Annotated in this window: 24 protein-coding genes and 2 pseudogenes; 12 read left to right on the top strand and 14 right to left on the bottom strand. The window is 50.1% G+C overall.

The features are described 5' to 3' along the window. Positions 1–101: 101 nt before the first annotated feature. The 3 genes from HB631_RS08510 (at position 102) to alkB (ending at position 3209) form a co-directional block, all read left to right on the top strand. Positions 102–1025, top strand: coding sequence for a glycosyltransferase family 2 protein (locus tag HB631_RS08510; protein ID WP_213990717.1), 924 nt, complete (start codon positions 102–104; stop codon positions 1023–1025). Between the two features lie 388 nt (positions 1026–1413). Then, on the top strand, positions 1414–2163 hold the full coding sequence (locus HB631_RS08505; protein ID WP_213990716.1) for a GntR family transcriptional regulator: 750 nt from the start codon (positions 1414–1416) through the stop codon (positions 2161–2163). A gap of 398 nt (positions 2164–2561) precedes the next feature. Beyond that, on the top strand, positions 2562–3209 hold the full coding sequence (alkB, locus tag HB631_RS08500) for a DNA oxidative demethylase AlkB (RefSeq protein WP_213990945.1): 648 nt from the start codon (positions 2562–2564) through the stop codon (positions 3207–3209). 88 nt (positions 3210–3297) lie between these two features. On the opposite strand, the gene frc (HB631_RS08495) is transcribed toward alkB, so the two are convergent. Genes frc (HB631_RS08495) through HB631_RS08475 form a run of 5 tightly spaced genes read right to left on the bottom strand, consistent with a single transcriptional unit; the run spans position 3298 to position 9488 of the window. Next, positions 3298–4545, bottom strand: coding sequence for a formyl-CoA transferase (gene frc, locus HB631_RS08495; RefSeq protein ID WP_213990715.1), 1248 nt, complete (start codon positions 4543–4545; stop codon positions 3298–3300). Between the two features lie 43 nt (positions 4546–4588). Further along, positions 4589–5041 carry a PAS domain S-box protein gene (locus HB631_RS08490; protein ID WP_213990714.1) on the bottom strand — a complete coding sequence of 151 codons (453 nt, stop codon included), beginning with the start codon at positions 5039–5041 and terminating at the stop codon, positions 4589–4591. A 5-nt stretch (positions 5042–5046) separates the two neighbouring features. Further along, a complete protein-coding gene (frc, locus tag HB631_RS08485) occupies positions 5047–6324 on the bottom strand; it encodes a formyl-CoA transferase (RefSeq protein ID WP_213990713.1) in 1278 nt (425 codons plus the stop codon). Positions 6325–6367: 43 nt separating this feature from the next. Then, positions 6368–8113, bottom strand: a complete 1746-nt coding sequence (gene oxc / locus HB631_RS08480; protein WP_213990712.1) for an oxalyl-CoA decarboxylase — start codon at positions 8111–8113, stop codon at positions 6368–6370. Positions 8114–8165: 52 nt separating this feature from the next. Next, positions 8166–9488 carry an OFA family MFS transporter gene (locus HB631_RS08475; RefSeq protein ID WP_213990711.1) on the bottom strand — a complete coding sequence of 441 codons (1323 nt, stop codon included), beginning with the start codon at positions 9486–9488 and terminating at the stop codon, positions 8166–8168. A gap of 536 nt (positions 9489–10024) precedes the next feature. Between HB631_RS08475 and HB631_RS08470 the strand changes: the two genes are divergently transcribed. Further along, complete coding sequence (locus HB631_RS08470) at positions 10025–10921, top strand: LysR family transcriptional regulator (RefSeq protein WP_213990710.1); 897 nt, start codon at positions 10025–10027, stop codon at positions 10919–10921. A 117-nt stretch (positions 10922–11038) separates the two neighbouring features. On the opposite strand, the gene HB631_RS08465 is transcribed toward HB631_RS08470, so the two are convergent. The 7 genes and pseudogenes from HB631_RS08465 to dsbA all read right to left on the bottom strand — a co-directional run bounded on the left by HB631_RS08465 (position 11039) and on the right by dsbA (position 17467). Then, positions 11039–12664, bottom strand: coding sequence for a glucosyltransferase domain-containing protein (locus HB631_RS08465; RefSeq protein WP_213990709.1), 1626 nt, complete (start codon positions 12662–12664; stop codon positions 11039–11041). Positions 12665–12783: 119 nt separating this feature from the next. After that, positions 12784–13200: a GtrA family protein gene (locus HB631_RS08460; protein ID WP_213990708.1), complete on the bottom strand. Its 417-nt coding sequence runs from the start codon at positions 13198–13200 to the stop codon at positions 12784–12786. Further along, the gene (locus HB631_RS27290; RefSeq protein WP_213990707.1) at positions 13176–14135 is read right to left on the bottom strand and encodes a WxcM-like domain-containing protein; all 960 of its coding nucleotides are present in this window, start codon (positions 14133–14135) and stop codon (positions 13176–13178) included. Before HB631_RS27290 ends, HB631_RS08460 begins: the two co-directional genes overlap by 25 nt. Next, positions 14128–15066 carry a glycosyltransferase family 2 protein gene (locus HB631_RS08450; RefSeq protein ID WP_213990706.1) on the bottom strand — a complete coding sequence of 313 codons (939 nt, stop codon included), beginning with the start codon at positions 15064–15066 and terminating at the stop codon, positions 14128–14130. Before HB631_RS08450 ends, HB631_RS27290 begins: the two co-directional genes overlap by 8 nt. Before the next feature lie 2 nt (positions 15067–15068). Further along, positions 15069–16169, bottom strand: a complete 1101-nt coding sequence (locus HB631_RS08445) for a DegT/DnrJ/EryC1/StrS family aminotransferase (RefSeq protein WP_213990705.1) — start codon at positions 16167–16169, stop codon at positions 15069–15071. Between the two features lie 87 nt (positions 16170–16256). Continuing rightward, positions 16257–16592: pseudogene (locus tag HB631_RS08440) on the bottom strand (alginate export family protein); the annotation flags it as partial. A 251-nt stretch (positions 16593–16843) separates the two neighbouring features. Then, positions 16844–17467: a thiol:disulfide interchange protein DsbA gene (dsbA, locus tag HB631_RS08435; protein WP_213990704.1), complete on the bottom strand. Its 624-nt coding sequence runs from the start codon at positions 17465–17467 to the stop codon at positions 16844–16846. Positions 17468–17689: 222 nt separating this feature from the next. Here dsbA and HB631_RS08430 point away from each other — a divergent pair, with 222 nt between their 5' ends. From HB631_RS08430 to HB631_RS08415, 4 genes are all read left to right on the top strand, one after another. Beyond that, positions 17690–19096, top strand: coding sequence for an MATE family efflux transporter (locus tag HB631_RS08430; protein ID WP_213990703.1), 1407 nt, complete (start codon positions 17690–17692; stop codon positions 19094–19096). Between the two features lie 65 nt (positions 19097–19161). After that, complete coding sequence (locus HB631_RS08425) at positions 19162–20043, top strand: MBL fold metallo-hydrolase (RefSeq protein WP_255556905.1); 882 nt, start codon at positions 19162–19164, stop codon at positions 20041–20043. A 147-nt stretch (positions 20044–20190) separates the two neighbouring features. Then, a complete protein-coding gene (locus tag HB631_RS08420) occupies positions 20191–20793 on the top strand; it encodes a TetR/AcrR family transcriptional regulator (protein ID WP_213990701.1) in 603 nt (200 codons plus the stop codon). A 181-nt stretch (positions 20794–20974) separates the two neighbouring features. Beyond that, positions 20975–21838, top strand: coding sequence for an NmrA family NAD(P)-binding protein (locus HB631_RS08415; RefSeq protein WP_213990700.1), 864 nt, complete (start codon positions 20975–20977; stop codon positions 21836–21838). Positions 21839–22012: 174 nt separating this feature from the next. On the opposite strand, the pseudogene HB631_RS08410 reads toward HB631_RS08415, so the two are convergent. After that, positions 22013–22195: pseudogene (locus HB631_RS08410) on the bottom strand (nucleoside triphosphatase NudI); the annotation flags it as partial. Between the two features lie 412 nt (positions 22196–22607). Here HB631_RS08410 and HB631_RS08405 point away from each other — a divergent pair. After that, a complete protein-coding gene (locus tag HB631_RS08405; RefSeq protein WP_213990699.1) occupies positions 22608–23126 on the top strand; it encodes a hypothetical protein in 519 nt (172 codons plus the stop codon). A 238-nt stretch (positions 23127–23364) separates the two neighbouring features. Here the strand turns inward: HB631_RS08405 and HB631_RS08400 are convergent, their stop codons facing one another. Beyond that, the gene (locus HB631_RS08400) at positions 23365–23511 is read right to left on the bottom strand and encodes an SDR family oxidoreductase (protein ID WP_213990943.1); all 147 of its coding nucleotides are present in this window, start codon (positions 23509–23511) and stop codon (positions 23365–23367) included. A gap of 8 nt (positions 23512–23519) precedes the next feature. On the opposite strand from HB631_RS08400, the gene HB631_RS08395 reads away from it, so the two are divergent. The 3 genes from HB631_RS08395 to HB631_RS08385 all read left to right on the top strand — a co-directional run bounded on the left by HB631_RS08395 (position 23520) and on the right by HB631_RS08385 (position 25352). Further along, positions 23520–23972 (top strand): LysR substrate-binding domain-containing protein, encoded by a 453-nt coding sequence (locus HB631_RS08395; protein ID WP_255556873.1) that lies wholly within the window; start codon positions 23520–23522, stop codon positions 23970–23972. Between the two features lie 239 nt (positions 23973–24211). Beyond that, on the top strand, positions 24212–24601 hold the full coding sequence (locus HB631_RS08390) for an ester cyclase (RefSeq protein ID WP_213990697.1): 390 nt from the start codon (positions 24212–24214) through the stop codon (positions 24599–24601). Between the two features lie 94 nt (positions 24602–24695). Beyond that, the gene (locus tag HB631_RS08385) at positions 24696–25352 is read left to right on the top strand and encodes a TMEM175 family protein (protein WP_213990696.1); all 657 of its coding nucleotides are present in this window, start codon (positions 24696–24698) and stop codon (positions 25350–25352) included. Positions 25353–25372: the final 20 nt, after the last annotated feature.

Below are 25372 nucleotides of genomic sequence, written 5' to 3'. Positions count from 1 at the left end.
ATTTTTTTTGTAAATAATATCATCTTGTTTAAGTGTATATAATAAAATGTTAAAAATGAAGACCTAATCTTTAAAAAAACTTACTAATAGAATATTTTAAAATGAAATCATTACTTCTGAGCATTGTAGTAACAGCACATAATAGCGGGGAATATCTTGAGGCGTGCCTTCATTCCCTGAGATCTGCCTTGGGAGAAAATTTCAATCTATGTGAAATATTACTCATCAATGATTCCTCATCGGATGATAGCGAGAAGATCTACGATCGGTTTGCTCTTGGTAGCACAAATATAAAAAAATTTAACGTATCCTATGAAAACATCGGGATGGTCAGAAATTTTGCCGTGCAAAAATGCAGTGGTCAATATATCACTATGCTGGATGGCGATGATTTGCTGTTGCGGACATCATTTACGGAAATCCTGGATTTTCTCAGTTCACACCAGCCCGATATGTTGATCACGAAGTTAAATGAAGTACAGATAAAGCCTTCCAAAGGCGAAATTAACCGCTTTGCAGCGCGAGCAATCGGTCAAAATCGGGCTATTAGGGAATATCTCATCCATAAATCTTTCCAGGCGCATTTCATCGGAAAGTTTATTAAAAGCGAAATTCTCAAAGATCACCACTTTCCGGACTTTGTTTGTTACGAAGATTCCTTCCTTTTCCTGGAGGTTTTGCAGCATTGCAACAGAATATATTACTCAAGTGTCGGGCCTTATTTGTATGTTAAAAGAGCGGGCTCTTTATCAGCCATAATGGATGAAGGAAAAATCAAGCTGTATAAAATTTCCCTGGAGAGAATGGATTCAATTCTTGGGAGTGAATATAAGTCATTGCAAATGTGCCACTGGATAGAATTCATCAACCGCTATCATGATATTATTGCTTTATGGACCGATCGCGGAGGAATGAAACAGTGCCTGGCAAATGTGAGGACCTTCTCCTTTATTTTAAATCCCTATGTAAGGTTGAGCTACAAACGGAAGCTCTTCAAGGTGAGGCGGATAACCAAAGCCTGGTAATAGGCAAGACGGCGGTAAACCCCGCGTTATCTCATAGATTTTGGCCATAGACCTGCTTAACTGCTTCTTGCCGCATTCCCCTTCACCGTTCTCCATCGCTATTGGCAATGGACGCTAAATTCCTCTTTCAGCCTCTATGAGACTCAGGTCAAACTCATCTTTTAGGCAAAAGGTCATGAAAGTTAATTTTTTGTTTATTAAAACATTATATGTTTTAATATAGGGTTTTAGCACCATTGCGCTGCAATTGTGCTTGCCCGGATGATTCCACCGATGGCCGTTTTCTGTCGCTGCCCGCTTTTGATAACCATCAGTCAGAGGTCACGACGGATTGCGCCGGCTAAGCAGCCCGGATAGCGAAGATCCTTTATAAGGCATTAATTTCAATATGAAAGTTAAATCGAATCGTCTTGCCGCTTTAGCCACGCCGGCAAAGATACCGCTTTACCAAAAAATGAAAGAGAATCTTGTACAGCGGGTTCTAAGCGGCGAATGGCGTCCGGGGGAGCTGGTGCCCAGTGAAACGGCGTTGGCAAATGAATATTCCGTCAGCGTCGGCACTGCCCGCAAGGCCATTGAGCAATTGGCGCAGGAACGCCTGGTGGTGCGCCAGCGGGGTCGCGGCACCACTATCGCCACCAACAGGGGAGGGGGCATCAAACCCTTTCGCTTTCTTAAATTTTACTCCCGGGACGATGTCCGAACGGAGGAATCGGTTTATCTTGAAAGCACGCAGGGCAAGGCTTCAGCGCAGGAAGCCAAGTCCTTTGGTATTGAGGTGGGTGCCCCGGTGGCGCGCATGATTCGTCTGCGCGCCGCGAACCAGACGCCCATGCTCATAGAAAGGGCCACCATCAGGGAAGATGTGTGTCCCAAAGCCAGCCAATTGATTACCCTTCATCGTCCGGTAAGCATTTCCAGCTTTCTCGATCGCATGTTCAATATTCTGATTATGCGCATCGATGAGAAAATCTGCGCGGCCTTAGCCGATGATCAGGATATCCGGCATCTCGGCGCCGCCCCGGGGGAACCGGTATTGGCGGTAGAACGTCTCTCTTACGATCTTGCCGGCCGGCTTATACAGATCAGCCAATTGCATGTCTGCAAAGAGGCCTACTACGCCACCAGCACCAAATAAGGTTAAACCGAGAATCATTCAAGGGCGCCATACCGGATGCAAATCATCATCTAGTGTCCAGTGCGGTTGGCCGCTCTTGATTTGGACCCCACCCACCCATCGTTCCAATCCGGCCTGATCAAACCTTTTTGTACCTCAACAGCATTAACCGAAGCTTGCACCCGATGTGTTAAAGGGAAACCGCGTTTGCCGAGGCCGGGTCGAATCGGGCATGGTTTTTCTGCCCGACAGAGCGCCCCACCGCACGGTAAGCCCGCGTTCACCGAGGCATGAATCGAGCATGTCAAAGGCAGAAGGCCCATCACCCCCCGATGTCATTCCGAAAGTTTTTGAACCGTACTGGACATCCAGCGACCAATAGCTAAAATAAATACTGGCTATATGTACAGGTTCTGATGATGACAATCGATCTTTTTGAAGACGCGCTGCCGCCGCCTTGGCATGAATCAATCGCCCCCGGGGCGATGGTACTGCATGGTTTTGTGCGCGATTACGGGCCGGAGCTGCTGGCGGCGGTCAACGGCGTCGTGGCCCAGGTGCCGTGGCGGCATATGATCACGCCGGGGGGGTATACCATGTCGGTGGCGATGAGCTGGTGCGGCAATGGCTGGACCAGCGATAAGCGCGGCTATCGTTATTCAGAACGGGATGCCCGTACCGGCAAACCCTGGCCGCCGATACCGGATATTCTGATGGCGCTGGCGGATGAGGCCGCGCTGCAGGCGGGTTTTGGTCATTATGTACCGGATTCCTGCCTGATGAACCGCTACGATCCGGGCAGCAAACTCTCCCTGCATCAAGACAAGGACGAAAACAATTTCGGCGCGCCCATTGTATCGGTTTCCCTCGGATTGCCGGCGGTGTTCCAATTCGGCGGCCTGCAGCGCAGCGACAGGACGCAGCGCATCCCGCTGGCGCACGGCGATGTGGTGGTCTGGGGCGGGCCGTCCAGGCTTAATTATCACGGCATCCTGCCCGTCAAGGAAGGTTTTCATTCCCTGGTGGGACCGCACCGCATCAATATTACGCTGCGCAAGGCGTTATAGCCCGGTATCGCCCTCTCTTATTTTTTTGCCGGTAACGTTTTTTGCCGGCAAAATCCATTGCAGCCAGGGACGTCTGCCGCAACCGTGATCAGATCACGTTCTTGATGCGCAGTGCCGCCACGTCCCGGTCGCCATAGCCCAACTCATGCAGAACCTCATCGGTATGCTCGCCGCGCAGGGGAGAACGGGTAATGTTCACCGGGCTGTCCGACATCTTGATCGGCATGCCGACCGTCGTGTACCTGCCACGCTCCGGATGATCGACCTCGACGATAGTGCCGCTGGCGCGAAGGGCGTCGTCATTGGCGATCTCCTTCATCGAGAGAACCGGGCCGCAGGGGATGTCATACCGATTAAGGATCTCCATCGCCTCGAACTTGTTTTTGGTCATGGTCCACTGCTCAATTCGCTGAAAGATCGATGTCAATTTCGGCAGGCGGGCGGAGGGGGTCTTGTAGGCTTCGTCCTCAGCCCAACTCTCCTCGCCAATCACTCGGCACACAGCCGGCCAGACCGCTGCTTGGGTGATGAAGTAAATGTAAGCGTTGTGGTCGGTCTCCCAGCCCTTGCATTTGAGAATTGATCCCGGCTGACCGCCGCCGGAGGCATTGCCGGCGCGCGGCACAGCCTCGCCAAAATGACCATCAGGAAATTGTGGGTATTCATCCAACACGCCGGTACGTTCCAGCCTTTGCTGGTCACGCAGTTTGACACGGCATAAATTGAGCACAGAGTCTTGCATTGATACCGACACTTTTTGCCCGCGTCCCGTGGCGTGTCGTTGGAAAAGGGCGGAGACAATGCCAAGGGCGAGATGCAGACCCGAACCGGAATCGCCGATTTGCGCGCCGGTGACAACGGGTAAGCCATCGTCGAAGCCGGTGGTTGACGCGGCGCCGCCAGCGCATTGCGCCACGTTCTCATAGGATTTGCAGTCCTGGTAGCGGCCCGGCCCGAAGCCCTTGACCGAGGCGAGGATCATGCGTGGATTGGCGGCGTGAATATACTCCCAGGTCAGACCCATGCGGTCCAGCGCGCCGGGAGCAAAGTTTTCAACCAGCACATCACAACGTTCGATGAGGCTATTTAATACCTGAAGGCCTTCAGGCGTTTTGGTGTTAAGCGTGATGGCCCGTTTGTTGTGGTTCAGCATCGTAAAATAAAGGCTGTCCACGTCGGGAATGTCGCGTAATTGCTTGCGTGTCGCGTCGCCCTCGCCGACGCGTTCGATCTTGATCACGTCCGCGCCCATCCAGGCGAGCAACTGGGTGCAGCTCGGGCCAGACTGTACATGGGTAAAATCAATAATCCTGATCCCGTCCAATGCCTTGCTCATAAAATATCCCTCAGATTTATTCGTGTAGATTATTTCGGCCCGCTCACTTTATGGGGGTAGCTCTGTCCAACGCGGCTTGGGTCTCAGCCAGACGTTTGCGCAACGCGCGGTCCTCGTTAAAGCGGGAGGTGTCATCACGGATGATGGCGGCGATTGACGCCGGCCTGCCGTTTGCCCCAGCGTCCTCTCCGGGTATCAATGCCACGGTAAAGGCGATGGATATGGTGCTGCCGTCCCGCGTCAATGCCGGCACATTAAGCAGGGAAGTGCCGTATTTTGTGATGCCGGTAAGCATGGTCTGGTAATAGCCGGTCCAGTGTCGCTCGCGCTGTCTTTCCGGGATGATAATATCGAGCGAGGACCCCAACGCCTCGCTCTCGGTGAAGCCGAACAGACGTTCGGCGGCGGGGTTCCAGGCGGTGATGGTTCCGCGGACATCGGAAATAACGACCGCATCGCCCATCACCTTCAGGAACTGTTCTAAAGAGAGTGTCATAGCACTTACACTGCTTTGGCTGTGTGAATGACCGTTATCTGCTCTTTCGAGTAGCCCAGTTCAGCCAGCACTTCGTCAGTGTGCTCACCCAAGAGCGGCGAGGAGGTGACCTCAGGCTTGAGATCCGAGAACTTGATGGGGCAGCCGACGGTCCAATAACTGCCGCGCACTTTGTGCGGCACCTCGACGATGGAACCGCTCGCCAGCAGCGATTTATCGTGCAGCAGTTCCTTCATTGACATCACCGGCGCACAGGGAATGCCGAATTTACCGAAATAATCCACAGCCTGGTATTTGTCTTTGCCCGAGGTCAAAATGAAATTCTCAATGGCGCCGAAAACTTCCATGATGTGCGGCTGGCGCGCCTTTGGCGTTGTATAGGCAGGATCTTCTCTCCATTCAGGACGTTCTATCGCATCGCAAATCGGGGTCCATACCAGGTCTTGCACGGTGAAATAGATGTAAGCGTTGGGATCGGTCTCCCAGCCCTGGCATTTGAGAATCCAACCAGGCTGGCCGCCGCCGCCGGCGTTACCGCCGCGTGGCACGACGTCCGTGAAAGGCTCATGGGGGTACTGCGGATACTCCTCAAGGTAGCCGACTTTGTCCAAACGAAGTTGGTCACGCATCTTGACCCGGCAAAGGTTAAGTACGGCGTCTTGCATTGCGCAGGCGACTTTCTGCCCTTTGCCGGTCTTTTGGCGACCAATATAGGCGGTAAGGATACCGATGGCTAAGTGCATGCCGGTGTTGCTGTCACCCAACGCCGCTGACGAAATGGTCGGCCCGGAATTCTCACCCTTCCACCATCCGGTGGTGGAGGCCGCGCCGCCAGCGCATTGGGCAACATTCTCGTAGGCCCTCAAGTGTTCGTAATGGTGACCTTCACTAAAACCCTTAACTGAAGCGAGAATCATGCGAGGGTTCAGTTCCTGAATGTATTCCCAGGTAAAGCCCATGCGATCCAGCGCGCCGGGACCAAAGTTCTCAACCATCACGTCGGACTCTTTAATCAGCTTAATCAGTACTTCTTTTCCTTCGGGCTTCTTGGTGTCCAGGGTCAAAGAGCGCTTATTGCTGTTGAGCATGGTGAAATACAGCGCGTCGGCGTTCGGAATGTCTCGCAATTGGTTACGGGTGATGTCACCCGAGCCAGGACGTTCAATCTTGATAACGTCCGCGCCGAACCAAGCCAGCATCTGTGTGCAAGCAGGACCCGCCTGAACATGCGTGAAGTCGATAATCTTGACACCCGCCAAAGGCAGGTCTTTGTTGTTACTCATAAATAAATCTCCGTAGTGTGTTGTTCTTTTATCACCGTAGCGCTTATTTCTTGAGAGCTTTAGCGGGGTTCAGGTTGGTGATGCGGCCGCTTTCGGTACCGGCGGTCTCGTCAATGGCGGCATTAATCAGCGTCGGCTTGCCGGAGGCAATGGCTTCAACCATGGCTGTGTGCAGCTCGTCGGTCGTGGTGACGTACACACCCACGCCGCCAAAGGCCTGCATCATCATTTCGTAGCGGGCATTCTTGACGAACACAGTGGGCGCCAGATCATTGCCGCCGGAGGTATTCTGGTCAGTACCCTTGTAAATGCCGTTGTTGTTGAACACGACGATACATACGGGCAAGTGGTATCGGCAGAGGGTTTCAACCTCCATGCCGCTGAAACCGAAGGCTGAATCGCCTTCGATAGCGATAACCTGCTGGCCGGTCACCACCGCGCCCGCGACGGCGAAACCCATACCGATACCCATGATCCCCCAGGTGCCCACATCCAAACGCTTGCGCGGCAAGTACATGTCCACAATGCTGCGGGCAAAATCCAGGGTGTTGGCGCCTTCGCTGACGACAATGGCTTCAGGATTGTCCTTCACAATCTCTTTCACCACGCTCAGCGCACTTTGGAAGCTCATGGGCGTAGGTCGCGCCGCCAGTGTTGCCGCCATCTTGCCGAAGTTTTTTGCCTTGCGCTCAGCGATGGCGCCGGTCCAGTCAGCGGAGGGTTTGGCCCAGTCGCCGCCGATGCCGGTCAGCAAGGCGCTTACGCAGGAACCGATGTCGCCTACCAGCGGTGCGTCGATGGCCACATTGCTGTCTATTTCAGTGGGAGCGATATCAATCTGGATGAATTTCTTCGGCCCTTTTTCCTGTCCCCAAGTCTTGCCTTTACCGTGGGAGAGCAACCAATTCAGGCGGGCGCCTATCACCAGAACCACATCCGCTTCTTGCAATACGAAAGAGCGCGTGGCGGCTGCCGACAGCTCATGCGTATCGGGAAGCAGGCCTTTGGCCATGGACATCGGTAAGTAGGGAATGCCGGTTTTTTCGACCAATGCGCGGATATCGGCATCGGCGCGCGCATAGGCCGCACCTTTGCCCAGCAGAATAAGCGGTCTCTTGGCGTTCTTGAGCAGATTAAGCGCGCGAGCAACCGAGTCAGGTCCGGGTAGCTGGCTCGGTGCGGGGTCTACCACCTTAATCAATGAGTTGAGTCCCGCATCAAGCGGCAGGGTTTGCGAGAACAGTTTGGCGGGCAGATCCAGGTAGACCCCGCCGGGACGACCGGATACGGCGGCACGAATGGCTCGGGCAATCCCCACGCCGATATCTTGCGCGCGCAACACGCGGAAGGCTGCCTTACATAGCGGCTTGGCGATGGCCAATTGATCCATCTCTTCGTAATCGCCCTGCTGCAAATCGACTATTTCGCGCTCGCTTGAGCCGCTTATCAGGATCATCGGGAAACAGTTGGTGGTGGCATTGGCGAGCGCGGTCAAGCCATTCAGAAAGCCAGGCGCTGAGACGGTCATGCAGATGCCGGGCTTGGCGGAAAGGAAACCGGCGGCGGCCGCCGCGTTACCGGCGTGCTGCTCGTGACGAAAGGATATAACGCGCATCCCCTCAGCCTGAGCCATCCGCAGAAGGTCGGTAATCGGGATCCCCGGCAAGCCGAAGATGGTATCAATATCGTTCAGCTTGAGCGCATTGAGGAAGAGATGAAATCCGTCAATTAATACGGGAGTTTCTGAAACCGCGTCAGTTTCGGGTTTAATTTCGAGGATAGAAGGCATAGTGACTCTCTTAAATTTTCTGCGTTATTAAGTTAGGTAATAACAAGGTTCTTCAAATGTTGTGATTGATATGGCTTGTAATTAATATCCCACTCGTTTCCTTCCATACCGGAGGATGTTTCCATAGCGGAATAAGAATGAATCCAGAAAGTAAAGCCATGACGGAAGAGACGATGATGGTGAAAGGATGGCCATAGGTAGAAATCAAAAAGGAGGCCAATACGCCGCCGTATATTCCGCCTAAACCCTTAGCCGTGGCATAAAGCATGCCATAATTGGATCCGGAAGCGACTTCGCCGTAATAATAACCGACTATTGACGCAAACAGTGAATACAGCGCCCCCCAGAAGAAGATCGATATAATACAGCTGCTGATGAACCCCGTTGAACTGCCGGCTTCCCCAAAAACCAGTGCCACAAGTGAAAACAGTCCGCATAGGATATAAAAAATCGTCATCGTTTTATCGGCGCCAATTTTATCCGCGATCCATCCGCCAACCACTCTGCTTAGACCACTGGTAATGGCAATCCCGACGGTGACAACGGTTCCCGCAGTCACGCTAAAGTGGAACGCCGAGGCAAATTTGATGCTATTTGAAATAAAGGTCAAACCTGCCGAAGACGCTAAAACGAAAGAGGCAACCAATAACCAAAACTGCCAGGTGCGCATTGCTTCACCCATACTGTATTGCTTCTCGCAAGGACGTTTTACCGATTTTTTCTTGGATGTCATCGACGGCGCGAACTGGTTCCACCCCTTCGGCGGATCTTTCATAAAAAGGCCGGTAATGATAATGACGCCAGCAATAATCGCGGTCATAACGTAAATCACAGTAAAAAATGAGCTGTCTGGAGCACTATTCGGAATATTTTGAATCGGAAAAATAAAAGGGATTGCACCCCAGGAGAAGGCAGCGGATATAATGCCTATTGTGATGTTTCTATGGTCAGGGAACCACTTGTTGCAGGTCGTCACCGCAGCGTTGTAGACGAACCCGCAGAAGAAACAACCGATACACCAGACAATAAGAATGACTGTATAAGAAAAAGTTTGTCCAAATGCACAGATCAGAATGCCCATCCCCGAAACAATGCCGGCGACGACAGAAACGATTTTTGGTCCAAACTTGTCGCGTAAAATCCCTCCGGGTAATGTGCCAAACGCCTGAAAGATCACAAATGTAGTAAACATCAACGAAAGTTTAGTTGGCTCCCAGCCATAAATTTTGGCAAAATGCGGTGCAATCACCGACCAGGCATATTCATAAGGACTAATAACGGACATTGCCAAGAAAGCCAATGCAAAAAGCCACCATCGATTAAATCCCAGTATTTCTTTATCTGTATGATTCTTAGTGGTTACAGTTTCACTCATTACATTATCTCCTAACTTAGGAAATCTTAAAAAGTAGGGTTCAGAGTGGAACACTTGAAGAAACATTCAACGAAGGCAATGACTGCTTATTCGCAACGTGTTGCACTCACTCTTATAGTCATAATTTTATTAATACAATATCCTGCCGTCTTAGACTGTGCCCTGTTCTATTGTTTGAAACACGAAGGTCTGTATATGCCCGGATATTTCTTAAACGGTTTTACAAAACGGGTCCGAATAACTTAATATATTCTTGGTATATCAAGTTTATGGTTTATATTGTTATCCATCTGTAGCGGATCAATAACCAGATGCAGTCGATCTGTTACTGATGGGTTTCCTCACTCTGTTTAAAATATTTTATTCATCCTCCGGGCTTTATTAAGTGAATATGAGATCTATTTCCAATAATTTTAATAATTATTAAATTAACATTGAAAGTTCAATGGCCCTTCATCCTGTTTCTGGTGTTTATTAGAACCGTTGGAAACCGAATGTGGAAATGTTTTTTTTTTATCTATCGATGATTAAAAATCATGAATATTTCAAATATATCTCTTAGGCAGTTACGGATTTTTTTAGCGGTTGCGGAGCATCACGGCTTCAGCCGCGCGGGCAACATGATTTCTCTGACGCAATCCGCCATGAGTCACAGTATCGGTGAGCTGGAAAACGAACTGGGGGTCAGACTATTTGATCGTACCACGCGGGAGGTCCTGTTGACGCAGGAGGGGGCTGGCCTGGCGGGAGAACTCCTTCGTGTCATGGGTGAACTCGAAGCCACACTGTGTAATGCCCAGAGTCGGGGCGAACGACGCCGCGGACTGGTGCACGTGGCCACCAGCCCGACCATTTCAGCGGGAATTATGCCTGGCTGCATTACGCAGATTGTTGAAAACTTTCCGCATATCAATCTGATAATACATGATCAGGTACAACAACAGACTATTCAGAAGGTGTTGAATGGCGAAGTCGATTTTGGCGTGATTATCGAACCCACGGTTCCCCTTGACCTGTACACGGAGACATTCATGGAGGAACCCTTTTGTCTGGTATTGCCTGAGAGCAACCCGATTGCACGTCTTAAAGAGGTGAATTGGCGCGACCTGCAGGATCAAGAGCTGGTGTTGCTTGATTATGCCTCGGGCAGTCGCCCCTTAATTGACAGTGCATTGATTCGTCATGGCGTCACTCCTCGCGTCATTCAGGAACTTGGGCATGTCACCACAATATTTCGGGTTCTACAGTCGGGTATCGGTGTTTCCGTCATCCCGCAACTGGCTTTATCTTCCCTTGAAGGTTCCTGCCTGGCAGTACGTCAGTTATGGCCGATAGAGAACCGGCGACTACAGTTGACACGTCGTCGCGATCGTTCGCTCTCCACGGCGGCAACCGCGGTATGGGCATTAATCCAGACGTTATGTCAGACCTGAATTTTTAGCGACTTGAACCCACCGGCAGATTTTGTAAGTTTTAACCCGTAGGAGATCGGTGGGGTCATACGTTGCCTAATCAGCGCTATAGAGGAGGCTGCGGCAGAATTTATAGGATTATAAAGCATGCACTGGATCTGGAACTTTACTTAGCTTGATCAGATAAATATCACCGGCTTTTTTAACCGAGCCGGCAGCGGGCCAGACAGACATGTTATCAAAAACAGGGTTGAGGGCTTTCCTTTCCGCGTTGCTCGGTATGACTATATTTTTGTAGCCCAAAATATTCATTAAATTGGTGACACGATAAAGAAGATCCTCATCCCATGAAAAAAACGAACCCTGCATGGTTCCCTGCCAAGCATTTGCGTAAAGGGTGTTAAAGCCTTTTCGACCGTACAAATCCATTTTTAAAGGCGCATCAGGGTCAAAATTGTCAGTTAATCCTCCGATCCTGCTATAAATATCTGCAATCATGATCCTATCATGAGATTGTACTATTGTAGCTGAAGCTATATATTGGGAAGTCACGCCCATAATTTTTATCTGTAATAACCCAACCAGAATGATACTTGCTAAAATGGCAATGGGACGTTTACCGGATAACAGGATCATACATGACAGCCAGCTAACATACGCGATGGGAATGAGCGTGCGCATCGGTAATGGCTCGCCCCCCGTGACTAAATGAAAAATAAATGGTGAAAGCAACACACCCAGCCATAATATGAAATTTACCGGAGCTTTAAACCAATGGGTGCGTAAGATAACTATAGTAGCCAAACCTATTACGAGGCCATTGATTGCTAACGTGGCGCCATATCTCTTTGCAGATCCGCCGTAAATAGCCATTTGTTCTTTTAATATCGCAGACAGCACTAGAAAAGGATGCGTTATAGTCTTATCATAATTAAAAAAGGCCTTAGCGATATAGCTACTGTCACTGTCGAAAAGTTTTTGAGTGAGTTTATTGATAATCTCATAAAAAATGATTGCAATGGTTATCAGGAGTATTGTTTTACCTAGAGTCATTGCCAGAGATTTACGTGAAATCCGGCATAATCCGCCAATACGCAAACATCTTGCTAATAATATACCGCAAGCGTAAGCGGCAAACATTAAAATTAGGGATTGATAAGCGGCAATCGCACAAGCCAGCATCAATATGACAAAAATTATTCTGGTATAGGAATTATGAATGGCAAGATTTCCCGTAAAACCCGCGCCAAAATAAACATATGCGCTTAAACTGATCAAAAATAGGCCTATTGCCAAAGCGGGTATATTGGAGTAAAACGTCGCGATGGCCCACCAGGTTGGAAATGCACAAAAAACGGGATAGATAATATATGTCTTCCAGCTTCCTATATAGCCATGTGCCCTGATAAGCGCCATGTAAGAAGCGGCAAATGCGATGATCAGAATAACGTAAGGAGCAAACGGTACCGAAGGTTGCTGCAACAGAAATTTCTCCACCAGATAAGTGAACCATCTTCCTTGACCAACCCACACAGAGGGATCTTGCCGAAGGGCCGCGGCATCGTTATCAATTAATAATGAGAGTGTTGATAAAAAATAGCCGTAAAACACCGCGCCGATAAAAATTAATATGCCTAATTCACTCAGGTTGAAGCCATCAATTCGTCCCTGCCTGGCAAATGCGGCTAATGATCGATCGACTTTATTTAATGCCAAGTATAACCATGATTTTTTAGAGTGAATAACGTTGTCGTGCTTTTCCATTTCAAACAATCCTTAATGATGAGTCGTTATGCTCCGGTTTGTGGTAAATAGGTGTCATTATAACTCGTGACGTGCTGGCTAAGCAGGCGTCACTGAGTTGATATTTCCGGTGGCTGAGCCTAAGACCTGTCAACATGCTGGAACAGCAGCTTGGAAAAAAAATACGTTACCGGAAGCGTGATGGCAATCGCAGCCAGCGGGGCTAATCGAACGGTTAAACCCAGTTTCTCAACCCAGCACCATAAAATGATCGTGCTTAACGCATACTGCAACACATAAACCAAAGGCAGCCAGAGAATTGATTTCAGCCCTTGATGATGATTAAACACGAAAAATCGATTCATCATGTAAGCAAAAAAAATACCCGCCACATACGCTGCTGTGAAGCTGGCGATATAGCTGTAAGCCATCAGCAGCAGCAAAAAAATTCCATAGGTCAGGGCGGTGTTAATTCCGCCTGAAACCAGAAATCTGATAAAACCCGGTTTGAGCAATGTCCATGGGGCCAACGTCATGGCAAAGTGTTTCTGGAGCATCCGGTGAGCATTCTGAATTCGTCATAGTCCCGTATATAGTCAGTCGCGTCGTAATGATGCGAGGCAAATACCATCAAAATGGCATCTGGCGAGTAGCGGTACTGAATGCCCCAGGTCATCGCCGGCAGATAAACGCCCTGGCTGGGTTCGTCGAGTATAAACTCCTGGCGATTTATTCCATCATCAGCCACGACATGCACTAACCCCTTCACCGCAACCATAAATTGATGACAAATTCGGTGCGCGTGTTCTCCCCGGATTTGTGCGGTGGGCACATCGTAAACCATAAAATAACGTACCGGCTTGAACGGAATCGCGTGGCCAAAATTACCCACAGACAAGCTACCGCGAATATCGGCAAATTTTTTCATGGTATGTAAGGTCACGCCTTTCACCATGGTTTCCAACTGCATTGAAACCTTACCCGCAACGGTTATTTGCTCATTGCGAACGGGCCGGGCATCAACATAACCAATGATCTTGGCTGGGTTGCCGACGACAATGGCATTGGCGGGAATGGAACGCGTAACGACAGCGCCTGCGCCGATCATGGCGTTTGTGCCGATTGTCAGGCCCGGCAAGATAGTACTGTTGGCACCCAAGGAAGCGCCCTTGCGAATGACCGTTCGAGCAAATTGTTGCGGATAGATTTTGCTGCGAGGAAAAGGATCGTTGGTAAAGGTGACATTGGGTCCGATGAATACATCGTCTTCAATGATAATGCCATCCCATACCTGGACACCGCATTTCACTGTAACTCTATGACCTATCTGTACGTCATTTTCAATGAATACATGGTCACACACATTACAATCGTTGCCCACGCGCGCCCCCGGTAAGATATGAGCAAACGCCCAGATGCGCGTATTTTTGCCGATGTCCTCTGACTCACATATAGCCTGATTATGGACAAAGAAATTTTTGGTGCTATTCATCTGCGTCTCCAAAAGCTTCTACCCGCATCGGGATGGCTAAAGGCCGATTTTTGCTGTTTTCGTAAGTGCGCCATGCATAAGAACCGACGGTGCCCAGACCAAGGAGGATCAAACAACCTAAAAAGGTGATGGTTAGCATAATCATGGCATAGCCGGGTATTTCAGTCGTGCCGGTAAATTTGACGAATAAAGTCAACATTCCCAGCAACACCGCCATGCCGGAACCCAATGCGCCAACCCTTATCAATAATTTGATAGGCAGGTCGGTGAATGAAAATATGCTGTCCATCATGTAATTGATTTTTTTTCCCAGGGTCCAGGCGGATTGCCCGTGGAGTCTCCGCTGGCGAGAGTAAGTCACCAACCGGCGGCGGTAACCGAGCCAAAAGATCTGTGCCATGAGTGAACTGTGGTGTTCCTCCAGGGTAAGTAGCCGGTTGCGGAACGTTTTGTTACAGGCAAAAATGTCCACGCCCCCCGCGGGAATTTCCGGAATGACGTAACGGCGGTACAAACCCCAATATATTTTCGAGGCCATACGGCTCATCCAGGGATCTTGGCGGCCCTCACGCGCACCAACGACAACATCGATATTCTGATGCAGCAGAACCTGATTCATGACCAGGATCAGCTCTGGCGGCTCTTGCAAATCCGCGGCCATGACGGCGAAACGTTCGCCTTTGCCATGCTGCAAGCCGGTTCTGATGGCCATAAAGGATCCGAAGTTTTTCGACAGCAGCACCAACGTTGACCGAAAAGGCTGCAAAGGCAGCTGTTTATGCAGCAGCTCGTAACAACGATCGGGGCTGCCGTCCACCACAAAAACCACATCCAGAGCCTTATCGAGCTGGTTATTCAAGCCGGCTATGGCGGCCAGCAAGTCGGGAAGATTATTTTCGTTACGGTAAACGGGAATGACCAGCGTCAGCATATTCATCCCTCCTGCTCAAAATAGGCCGTAACCGAAGTAATCACGCGATCGGCATCATCACCGGTCATGCCGGGGTGGCAAGGCAATGAAACAACGGTTTCACAGGCGTGCTCGGTGACGGTCAGCGGATAGGGATGCTCTGCGGGGTAGGCTGGCTGGCGGTGATCGGGAATGGGGTAATGGATATCCGTCTTTATCCCTTTGAGTTTAAGCGCGTTGATAAATGGCGGACGGTTCGCCAGCCGAATAACATAAAGATGCGCAACATAGTCTGCCGCTGTCGAGTAAGGTAAACGCATATCGAACGTATTAAACGCTGCGTTATAGCGTTTGGCTATGAATCGGCGTTGTTCGTTCCAACTATCCAGATAAGGCAGCTTGATACGCAAAACAGCCGCTTGTATCTCATCCATACGGCTGTTGCGCCCACCGGCAAGGGTTACCTGATATTTTTGCCCCCAGCCATATTGGCGTAGTTGACGTATGCGCGCCGCCATGTCGTGTTTATTCGTGACCACCGCCCCGCCATCACCCAAAGCGCCCAGATTTTTAGTAGGATAGAAACTAAAACAGGCCACGGCGCCAAAGCTGCCCGCCCGTTTGCCATTGCGCCGGGCGCCATGGGCTTGTGCGCAATCTTCCAACACCGGTATGCCCGCGGCCGATGCCAGGCGGACGATCTCTTCAATATCGGCAAGCTGGCCGTAGAGATGCGTAACGATGATGGCGGCCAGCGAGGAGTCAAGCACCGCCGCCAATGCTTTGGGGCAAAGGGTTAACGTCGCTGAATCAACGTCGATATAAACCGGCCTGGCGCCTATGGCATAAATTGCGCTGCTGGCATAAAACCCGGCGTTGGCTACCGTGACGACGCGCGCGCCCGCTTGCACGTTCAAGCCCCTAAGGGCGAGTTCCAACGCATCCGTTCCATTGGCGACGCTAATGCAGTGCTCTACGCCAAGATAGCCGGCGAATTCATTTTCAAACGACCGCACCTCGTTGCCCATTACATACCAATGGCTGTCTAACACCTTGCGCAGCGGGGTAATGAAGTCGAGACCGGCATTCGCCTTTACGGCGGAAAAAAGTTCAAGCTCATGCATAAAATCATTACTAATATGATTGCAGGAATTAATGAGCTAAAGTTAAGTTATAAAGTAATGTTATCCATAATTGTTTTAGTTAACCGTTTAGTGAAGATTGACTAAAATAGTTTTTTCCAAAATATGGCTTATTATATATATCGAATGATTTGGGTTATGGGCGGGCAGTTCTCCCCCTGAAAGTGAAGGTGAAACGTCTATCAGGTTGGCCTGCGCCACAATGCCGTTTTCCGTCAGATAAGGCAATTTCGGATACATAGCGTTAAAGGTATTCAGCTTACAGTCGCCAGGGTGTTTATCGCCGCTGGCGATGCCGGTTTTAATCCCGACGCGCGGCGACCAGACAATTGAATCGAAGGTATATCCCGCATGAATCGATGTCGACCAGGCCTTAATGTCGTTATCATTATAATGACCATACTGCCACGCGGCTTCATATTAGCAACCGTAAAGTCTTCAAACCTACGGGTTGTCATAAAAATAATTTTGGGGTGAGGCTAAAAGTAACCTGATTGTTACGTCACTTGTGAAGTGACCGTTGAAAGCTATCGGGCGGCAAACGCGATCAACGGGCTTAATGTTAGGCAAGCGGAGGAGGCAAAACTACTATCTGTTGGTATAACTAACCAGTCGTATAACTATTTACCTTGAGTCATTGACCGGCTTAATTCTATTTATTTCTTCTCGACCAGGTATTTCACTGTGGCCGCATACTGCTGAACGAAGATATCCATGTTGCTGGTATCCATTCCCTGCATATTCAGCAGGTATTTACCGTTAACATACATAGCCGGTACCCCCTGGAGCTGAAGGTCAGCCGCCGCTTTTTCTTGCTGGGCAACCAAAGATTTTACCACAAAGCTGTTCCACGCCGCGTCGTACTCTTCCGGCTTCACACCCGCATCGATAAACACTGTTCGGATATCGGCATTGTTCCGCACGGTCCCGGTTTTCTGAACAGCTTCAAACATCGGGGATAAGATTTTATCTTCTATGCCCAGTGCCATTGCCACCGCCCACGCCTGAGTAAGTTCTTTACCCAATGGCGCGAGAAATTCAACGTGGTATTTAGTTATCTTGGTGCCTTCCGGCAGCTTTTCCCGCACGTTGTCGGAAACATGAATAACCTGTTCAAACTCATAGCAGTGCGGGCAATTGAAAGAGAAAAATTCCAATACCTGCGGCTCGCCGGCAGCCGGTTTATCCAAAGTAATGTACTGTTTACCGTCGGTAAACTGTGCGGCCGATGCGCTAAATACCAGAATCATGCCCGCCAGCGAAAGCCAAATCTTCTTCATAATCCACTATCTCCTCAATTTTTCTGATTAATGCATTGGCGTTAATTGTCAGTGTTTTAAAGCCGCTAAAGCGGTCTGAATATCAATTAAAGCGACCCCTATTGCGTTCAGGTTTTATAGTCTATAGGATTATGATCATAATATAAAGGCGTTGAGCGATGCAGATGCTGCATTGTGTCGATTAGTCCGCAGCCGAAGCCATGCCATGATGGAGAATAGAAAGTGGAGATCCAGAACGAACGCGAGGCCGCGAAGCTGCAAACGCGGGAAGCGATGCTGAACGGACCTGTTTTTTCAACGATGATGCGCCTCGCACTTCCAACGATGGGCGTTCTTGTGGCACAGACGCTGGTGAATGTTGCCGAGACCTACTATGTGTCGTTTCTGGGCACGCCAGCCTTAGTGGGTGTCTCGCTGGTGTTTCCGCTCTGGATGCTCATGACGATGATGGCCGCCGGCGGGATAGGCGGCGGTGTAGCCTCTGCCGTTGCACGTGCCGCTGGTGCGGGCAGACATGACGACGTTAATGCTCTCATTATGCATGCGGTCGTTGTCGCCATCGCCTTCGGGCTGGCATTTTCAATCCTGGTTATTGGAATGGACCCCTATCTGTATGCCGCGTTGGGAGGGACCGGCGAGGCTCTCCTGTCTGCACAGACTTACTCGATTTTCGTCTTCCTGGCAGCCATACCGATCTGGATCGTCAATCTACTGTCCGCTGTTCTTCGGGGAGTCGGGAATGTGAAGGTGCCAGCGATGGTGACGTTTGTCGGGGCTATGGTTCTGGTACCGCTTTCACCCCTGTTTATCTTCGGGTTTGGGTCTTTTCACGGCTTTGGGCTCGCAGGAGCCGGTATTGCCGTCAGCATTTACTACTGGCTGGCTGCCTTTGTTTTGCTGCGATATATGGCCAGCGGACGATCTGGTTTGCGTCTGACACTTTCCCCTCTGCGCTGGCATTTATTCCGCGACATTCTGAAAGTCGGTGTATTGGCTGCGCTCGGCACTATCCAGCTGAACGTCATGGTGCTGCTCGTCACCGGGGCTGTCGGCAAGTTCGGCGTCAATGCAATCGGAGGTTACGGAACTGCCTCCAGACTTGACTATGTCCTCATTCCAATTCTGTTCGGAATGGGAACTGCCATCCTGACAATGGTCGGCACCAATGTAGGCGCGGGGCAGGTTGCCCGAGCGAGGCGAATTGCGTGGATCGGGGTTGCGGCGAGTGTAGTCATCACCGAAACGATCGGCATGCTCGCCGCGATTTTCCCCGGTTTATGGCTCGGTTTGTTTACCCATGATGCGGCAATTATGGAAACGGGGTCGCTTTATCTGCGCGTTGTAGCGCCTGTTTATGCCGCGAATGGCATTGTTTTTGCCCTCGGCTTCGCCGCGCAGGGTAGTGGTCATATGTGGCGGATTTTTCTGGCGGGCACGGTGCGCTTGCTGATCGCCGCCGGCGGAGGGTGGGTGGCCGTGACGGTCTTCAACATTTCCCAAACCGGCCTGTTTACCCTTGTCATGGCCGCAATGGTCATATCAGCGGTCATCTGCGTAGCTACAGAGCTTTCAGGCGCCATGTGGCCCCGGTCTTCCAGAAGCGATGTCTCCACAGCCAAAGTGACATAACGGTCCCGGCTCATCTGGAACCTGAATTTTTCAACAGCTAAAAAAGAGGAAAGCCAACCGTGAAAATGCATACCGGGACAACCTGGAAGATCGGACAAGTCACCGTAACGCGAATAGAAGAGCTTCTCGGACCAAGTTTTAGGCCGGAGGACTTGTTCGATTTCTGGGATCCCGCCGTCCTCGAAGAACACGGCCACTGGATGGCGCCTGATTTTTACCAGCCATCAACCAATCAGATCATCATGTCGGTGCACTCCTGGTTGATACGTACACCACACCATATCATTCTCGTCGACACGTGCTGTGGTAACCAAAAGCACCGACCGGAATCACCACACTTCCATCAGTTGAACGAGCCCTATCTCCATCGGCTCAGGAGTGCGGGTGTTGAGCCCGAGGATGTTGATTATGTCCTTTGCACGCATCTTCATGTCGACCACGTTGGCTGGAATACCCGTTTAGTCGACGGGCGATGGGTACCGACGTTTCCCAACGCGAAGTACGTATTCTCCCGTGAAGAACTGAACTTCTGGGATCCATCGAAAAATCCACACCTCCCGGAGGAGCCAGGGGATGTCTTCACCGACTCGGTGCTGCCTGTGATAGCCGCGAATCAGGCCCATGTAGTGAGTATGACGGATCAGTTGAGTGACACTCTTTTGATCGAACCCACTCCGGGCCATTCTCCGGGCCATATCATGTTGCGCCTGATAAGCGGGCGGGATGAGGGGGTATTTATCGGTGACGTATTACATCATCCCATACAGATCTATCAGCCTGAGTGGAACAGCCGATTCTGCATGGATCCCGGACAGGCTATTGCGTCGCGCAAGTACGTCCTCAGCCATTGCACAGAACGAAACGCCCAGGTGTTTCCGGCTCATTTCGGCGCACCACATACGGGACGGATCCGTAGCAACGGGAAATCGTTCCTCTTCGATTACTGACGTCCATCTTGCCGTATAAAGGATCTCGCGGCACCTATAGCACGCTGTCTCCGGCACAGATCAAAATAGATGATGACATAATGCTTCTTTGTTATATTATGATCATAATTCTATAGGGGTAATGATAGGAAAGATGAGGGCAGTTTCATGCGTTACGCAAGAGATCACAAAGAAGAAACGCACAAACATATTGTAAAGGTCGCGTCACAGCGCTTCCGCGAAGAAGGCATTGAAAAGGTCGGTGTTGCAGCATTGATGGGGCGCGCGGGACTGACCGTAGGAGGGTTCTACAGCCACTTCACATCCAAGGAGGAGTTGATTCGGGAAGCTGTCGGTAGCGCGGCGGACGAAACATTTTGCAGCATTTTCGGCGGCTCCGATGACAACGCAAAAATCACTCTCGGGCTGATTTTACACCGTTATTTGAGCGTCGAACATCGGGATGCGCCAGGGGCAGGGTGCGTGGTGGCATCACTGGCATCGGAACTGAAGAATCGCCCGGAAGATACGCGGGCAATGATTGCCGGCAAAACCATAGACTTTATCCGGCGAATTGCAGACTGTTTGTCTCAAGAGGCTACCGCAGAGACCAGAATGCGGGTTGCAGGGGCAATCTGGGCTGTGATGGCCGGTACTCTTCAGCTCTCTCGCATCGTTCCGGACAGAGAGTTGTCAACTCAGTTCCTGAAAGACGGCATAGACAACGCATTGAGGCTTGCTGACGCAATCGAAAAACCGCGCACGGAATAAGTTTATTCGTAGTCGAAAACATCACCTGAGGGTGAGTCAACCTAGAAAAGGTAACGGACATGAATATTTATGGTAACAAAACTGTGTCCGTCGCTTGTCTGAGCGCTGCGTTACCTACCTGAACGCTGCCGTGTCACCCACCCGAGTCCGTGTGGACTCTTTTAATCCGGAGCCTTGAACAATGAAAACATTTTTAGTTACCGCCGCTGCCGGCGACACGGGTGCGCCAACCGTAGGATTTCTCCGGGAGAGCGGCCATTCTGTACGCGCCCTTGTGCGGAGTGATGATGAGCGTGCTGAGAAATTACGTGCGCTGGGCGCGGAAGTTGTGGTCGCCGATATGTTAAAGCTCAAACAGGTTCGTGCCGCTCTCGAAGGTGTGTCCGCCGCTTATCTATGTTATCCGTTGGGTAACGGGCTGGTCGAAGCAACGGCGATCTTCGCACAGGCGGCAAAAGAGGCGCACCTTGAGTTGATTGTCAACATGTCTCAAAAGCAGTCGCGGCCGGATGCCACCAGCCCGCAGACACTTAATCACTGGTTATCAGAGCAGGTATTAACCTGGTCCGGCGTACCGACGATACATCTTAGGGTGACGCTCTTTGCCGAGTGGCTTCTGTACGCCGCACACTTAATCCGAGAAGGCAGATATGTGACGCCATTTGATCCGGACAGCCGCTTTGCGCCTATTGCCGCCGCCGACATTGCTCGTGTCGTTGCCGGGATACTCGAGAATCCCGATAAGCACGTTGGCAAGATCTATCCTCTTCATGGGCCGGTCGAGTACAGCCACCTTGAATTGTCGCAGGTGCTGAGCTCTGTGTTAAATAAGGAAATCCGCTTCGAACAGGTCACTGTCGACAACTTCCTGAAGTTGCTTGGTATGCCCGATAACGAAACCATGCGTTCACATTTCTCCGCCATCCGACAGGATCAGCAGGAGGGGCTGCTGGAAGGCCTCGATGACACAGGTGAGCAGATCATAGGTCGGCCTCTGATAACGTTACCTCAGTTCATCGAGCTTCATCAGAGTCAACTCGCCTGATTGATCTCCGGAATAAATGAATACGCCAGCCGCGGCCGGCGAACTCACTGCCGTTTAATACCAGTTGGTTAATATTTTTCCGCGCTTTCGGCAAAGCCGATTTGACAACCTTGGGAACGGTTATAGAAACGCACCGAACTGGGCCGGCGCGCAAAATAAGAGCAGGTTCGAAAGCTATAAAAGAAGACCTTTTTGCTTGAAGGTGATGCGGGTAGCCTCATTCAGATCAAGATCATGGAGCCCGGCTGGACTTACCCAGGCAATCTCCTGGAATTCCTCATTAAAGGTAACCTGGCGGTTTGCACTGACACAGTCGAAAATAAGATAAATCATGTAAATCTCTTCTTTTGAACTGTCCTGCTAATGATAATATATTTTATATTTTGATATTTATTAGTGAATCATGACTAATTAAATATGCTGATGTATGGAATAGCTGAAGAGAGCATGAAATTAAAATTTTATAACAAACTAAAAATGTCCCGTTTTTTTTATAAAGCCATGCTGTGCCACTATGAACCAAGGGGGGCCGATTACCGGCCGGAGAGATATGCTGATCACATCCTGAAAGTCGTTAACCCACGGCTGACAGCAGGTTTGTACCGCGCCGTATCAGACAGAATCTAAATAATATTATAAAGCTTTTTCTCTGTACAAATTTAAACTATATCTTAGAATACGTATTATAGGATTATTTCTCGCCTCTGGATATTGTTATCGCTGCTATGAGTTAAAAACTATAATTTTTGTAATCAATGAGATTATTAAAATGTTCAAAAACTTAAGCAAAGCTTTATATTTTCTTATACTCATCGCCGCCGCCGAGGCCCATGCTAGTGAAATAAACTTATATTCCGCCAACACCGGTTCGTTTGTTTATCACCTGACGGGTAACTACGGGCAATATAATGAATTTTTTGATAATAAGTTCATTTCTGTTGAGCGGAAGTTCTCTGAGGATTCAAAATACAGTGTATTACTTGGAACGCTGGACAATAGTTTCGGTGACCGCTGTATCGCAATGGGAGTGAGAAGGGACTGGATAACAGGTGACTCAGGCTGGTCTTTTAAGGGGATATATGGTTATACAGGCGAATTCTTTTTTGACGCGTTCAGTCACTGCGGTGATCACGGTTCGTATAACGATTTCAGGAAAGCGACCGGAATAGGATGGTCACCCTATATTTATCATGCAGTTCAATATAATTTTACAGATTTCTTCGCTGTTGAAAGTGGGATAATACTTCCTTCAGTGTTTGTCATAAGCGTGCACTGGAGCTTCCGATAAATTTTATCCGTTATCCTAAAGCTACATCGTTGCGGTCGTGCATCCATGTCATTGATCGTGTGGTTTTGACCCCCTATATACGTGCACCTATTCCCGCTTAGGTTGATGGTTTCCCCGTGCGCCGATATTCTCTTGGTGGGCGATTCCTAAAGCGCTATGCGGGTGATAATTATTGTAATGTACGAACGCCAACGGCGATCGCTTTCGGTCGCCGCCAGCCGGCCTGTGTGACAAATATTTATATCGTTTTCCCGGCTGACCATCCACCATCAATCACTAAGGTTGCACCGGTCATGAATTTGGATCGGTCAGAGGCGATGAAATAAACTGCATCTGCAATATCCTCTGGCGTTCCGTAGTCTTTGATGAACTGGCCGCTATCAATTTTAAGACTTGGTCGCCAGGACGCTGATGCCGGTCAATTATGTCCTGGTGTGCGCCAGAAAATATGGAAAGACTCTGCCGGATACCCTGGATGAGCTTGAACAGCATTCCATATTCATGCCTAAGGACAGAGGATTTGGAGCCACATGCTGTTTTGCGGGAAATGGTCAGGAATATCAGATTGTAATACAGCCACGGCTGGTGACTAATAATGGCGATGCGATGTTGGATGCTTTGCTGCAAGGTCTCGGTATCGGTATCTTGCCGAACTTTGTCGCGCAGAGGTTGATCGAGTCTCGCGAACTGGTCGTGGTTCTTCCTGAATATGAAGTTATCCCGCCGCAAAAAGATATCGCTTACATCATATCGCCGCCCAATTATCTTATGCCCCCCAAAGCCAGAGTGTTTATTGACTTCCTGATGAAGAATGTCAGAAAAATGGTTCTCCCGGCCACGTCATAAACGCCATTGTCGTCGATGGTCTTGATGAGCTGCGCCAAATGGTCGGTTTCGATCTCTGCGATGTTCAGTGCGCCAATGTCAGGGAACGCGTAGCGCTCCGCCGGCACAGCTGCAAAGACTTCGGATTTTTTTAGACAGCAAGAATCGGAGTTCTTAACAGCGAACGGATGCATATTCTCTTGCTCAGGTCATCGAATGCATTTGATGACCCTCCTGAAACTATTTGTGAGGAACTTTCAATGAGCAAAGAAGAGCAGAACAAGGCCGTCGTCGGTCGCTGGTTCACGGAATTCTGGGGCAAGAATGTCAATCTCGCGGTGATCGATGAGATCGCCGCGCCGAACATGCTGCTCAAGTACTCACTGCACGAACCTCGCCAGGGCCGCGAGGATATCAAGTCCTTCATGACCGACTTCCGAGCCGCATTCCCTGACCTCAACTTCGAGGGCACGGCTGACCTGATAGGCGAAGGCGATTACGTCGTCGGTCAGTGGGAAGGTGGCGGTACCCACACGGGCCCGGCATTCGACGATTTTCTGGTTGGTGGTTTGCCCGCCGCAACCGGCCGCAAGATGCATTTCAGCGGCACCACAGTGCTGAAAGTTATCGACGGCGCCAGTGAATTTTAGAGTTCCAGAGCAGGAAACAGAGCGTATTGAATCGAATGCATCGGTAAATTTCTTAGTCTCGGTATCGAACATTTTCATGTGGAATTCAAGCACGATGTTTAAACTCGAACGCAAACCAGCCACCACAAATCTTCAGAGGCTTGCCGGGCCGAGCCGCGTGGAGGGGTTCAGCGATGCGGCATTTTCAATCATCATTACGCTTCTTGTTCTCGAAATACACCGTCCCGGCGCTGGCCCGGGAAAACTGGCGGAAGAACTATTACTGGAATGGCCTTCTTATGTTGCTTACGTCGTTTCATTTATTTACGTAGGAATAATTTGGCTCAATCACCATTATATGTTCGAGCGAATATGCAAGATTGATCCGGTACTCAACTGGATCAACCTCGGAATAATCGGCACGGCGTCTCTGATCCCTTTCCCCACAGGTGTGCTTGTAAGTGCTTTTCGAGACGGAAACCTCATGGATCAAAAAACGGCGGTCATCCTTTATGCGATGATTGTCTGTTTCATGTCGGCAGCGTGGATTCCGGCTTTCTATCATTTACGCCGCCACCCGGAATTCATTAAACCCCATCTTCCAAGTACAGAATTCTCCAATCAAATCCTTCGGCCGGTCATTGGGATTGTTTTCTGCATCATTGCGGCGGCCATCGGCTGGTTTGCCAGTCCAGTCGTTGCAATAATCGTTCTCATCTTTGTCGTTGGCTATTACGCTTGGACAAGCCAGGGATTTCGCACGCCTCGCTGAGGCCGAGTATCCAAAATTTT

The sequence above is a fragment of the Sodalis sp. dw_96 genome (assembly GCF_018449575.1).
GTDB lineage: Bacteria > Pseudomonadota > Gammaproteobacteria > Enterobacterales > Enterobacteriaceae > Acerihabitans.
The sequence above is the reverse complement of the archived record's forward strand: the minus strand, read 5'-3'. Positions and strand labels throughout refer to the sequence as shown.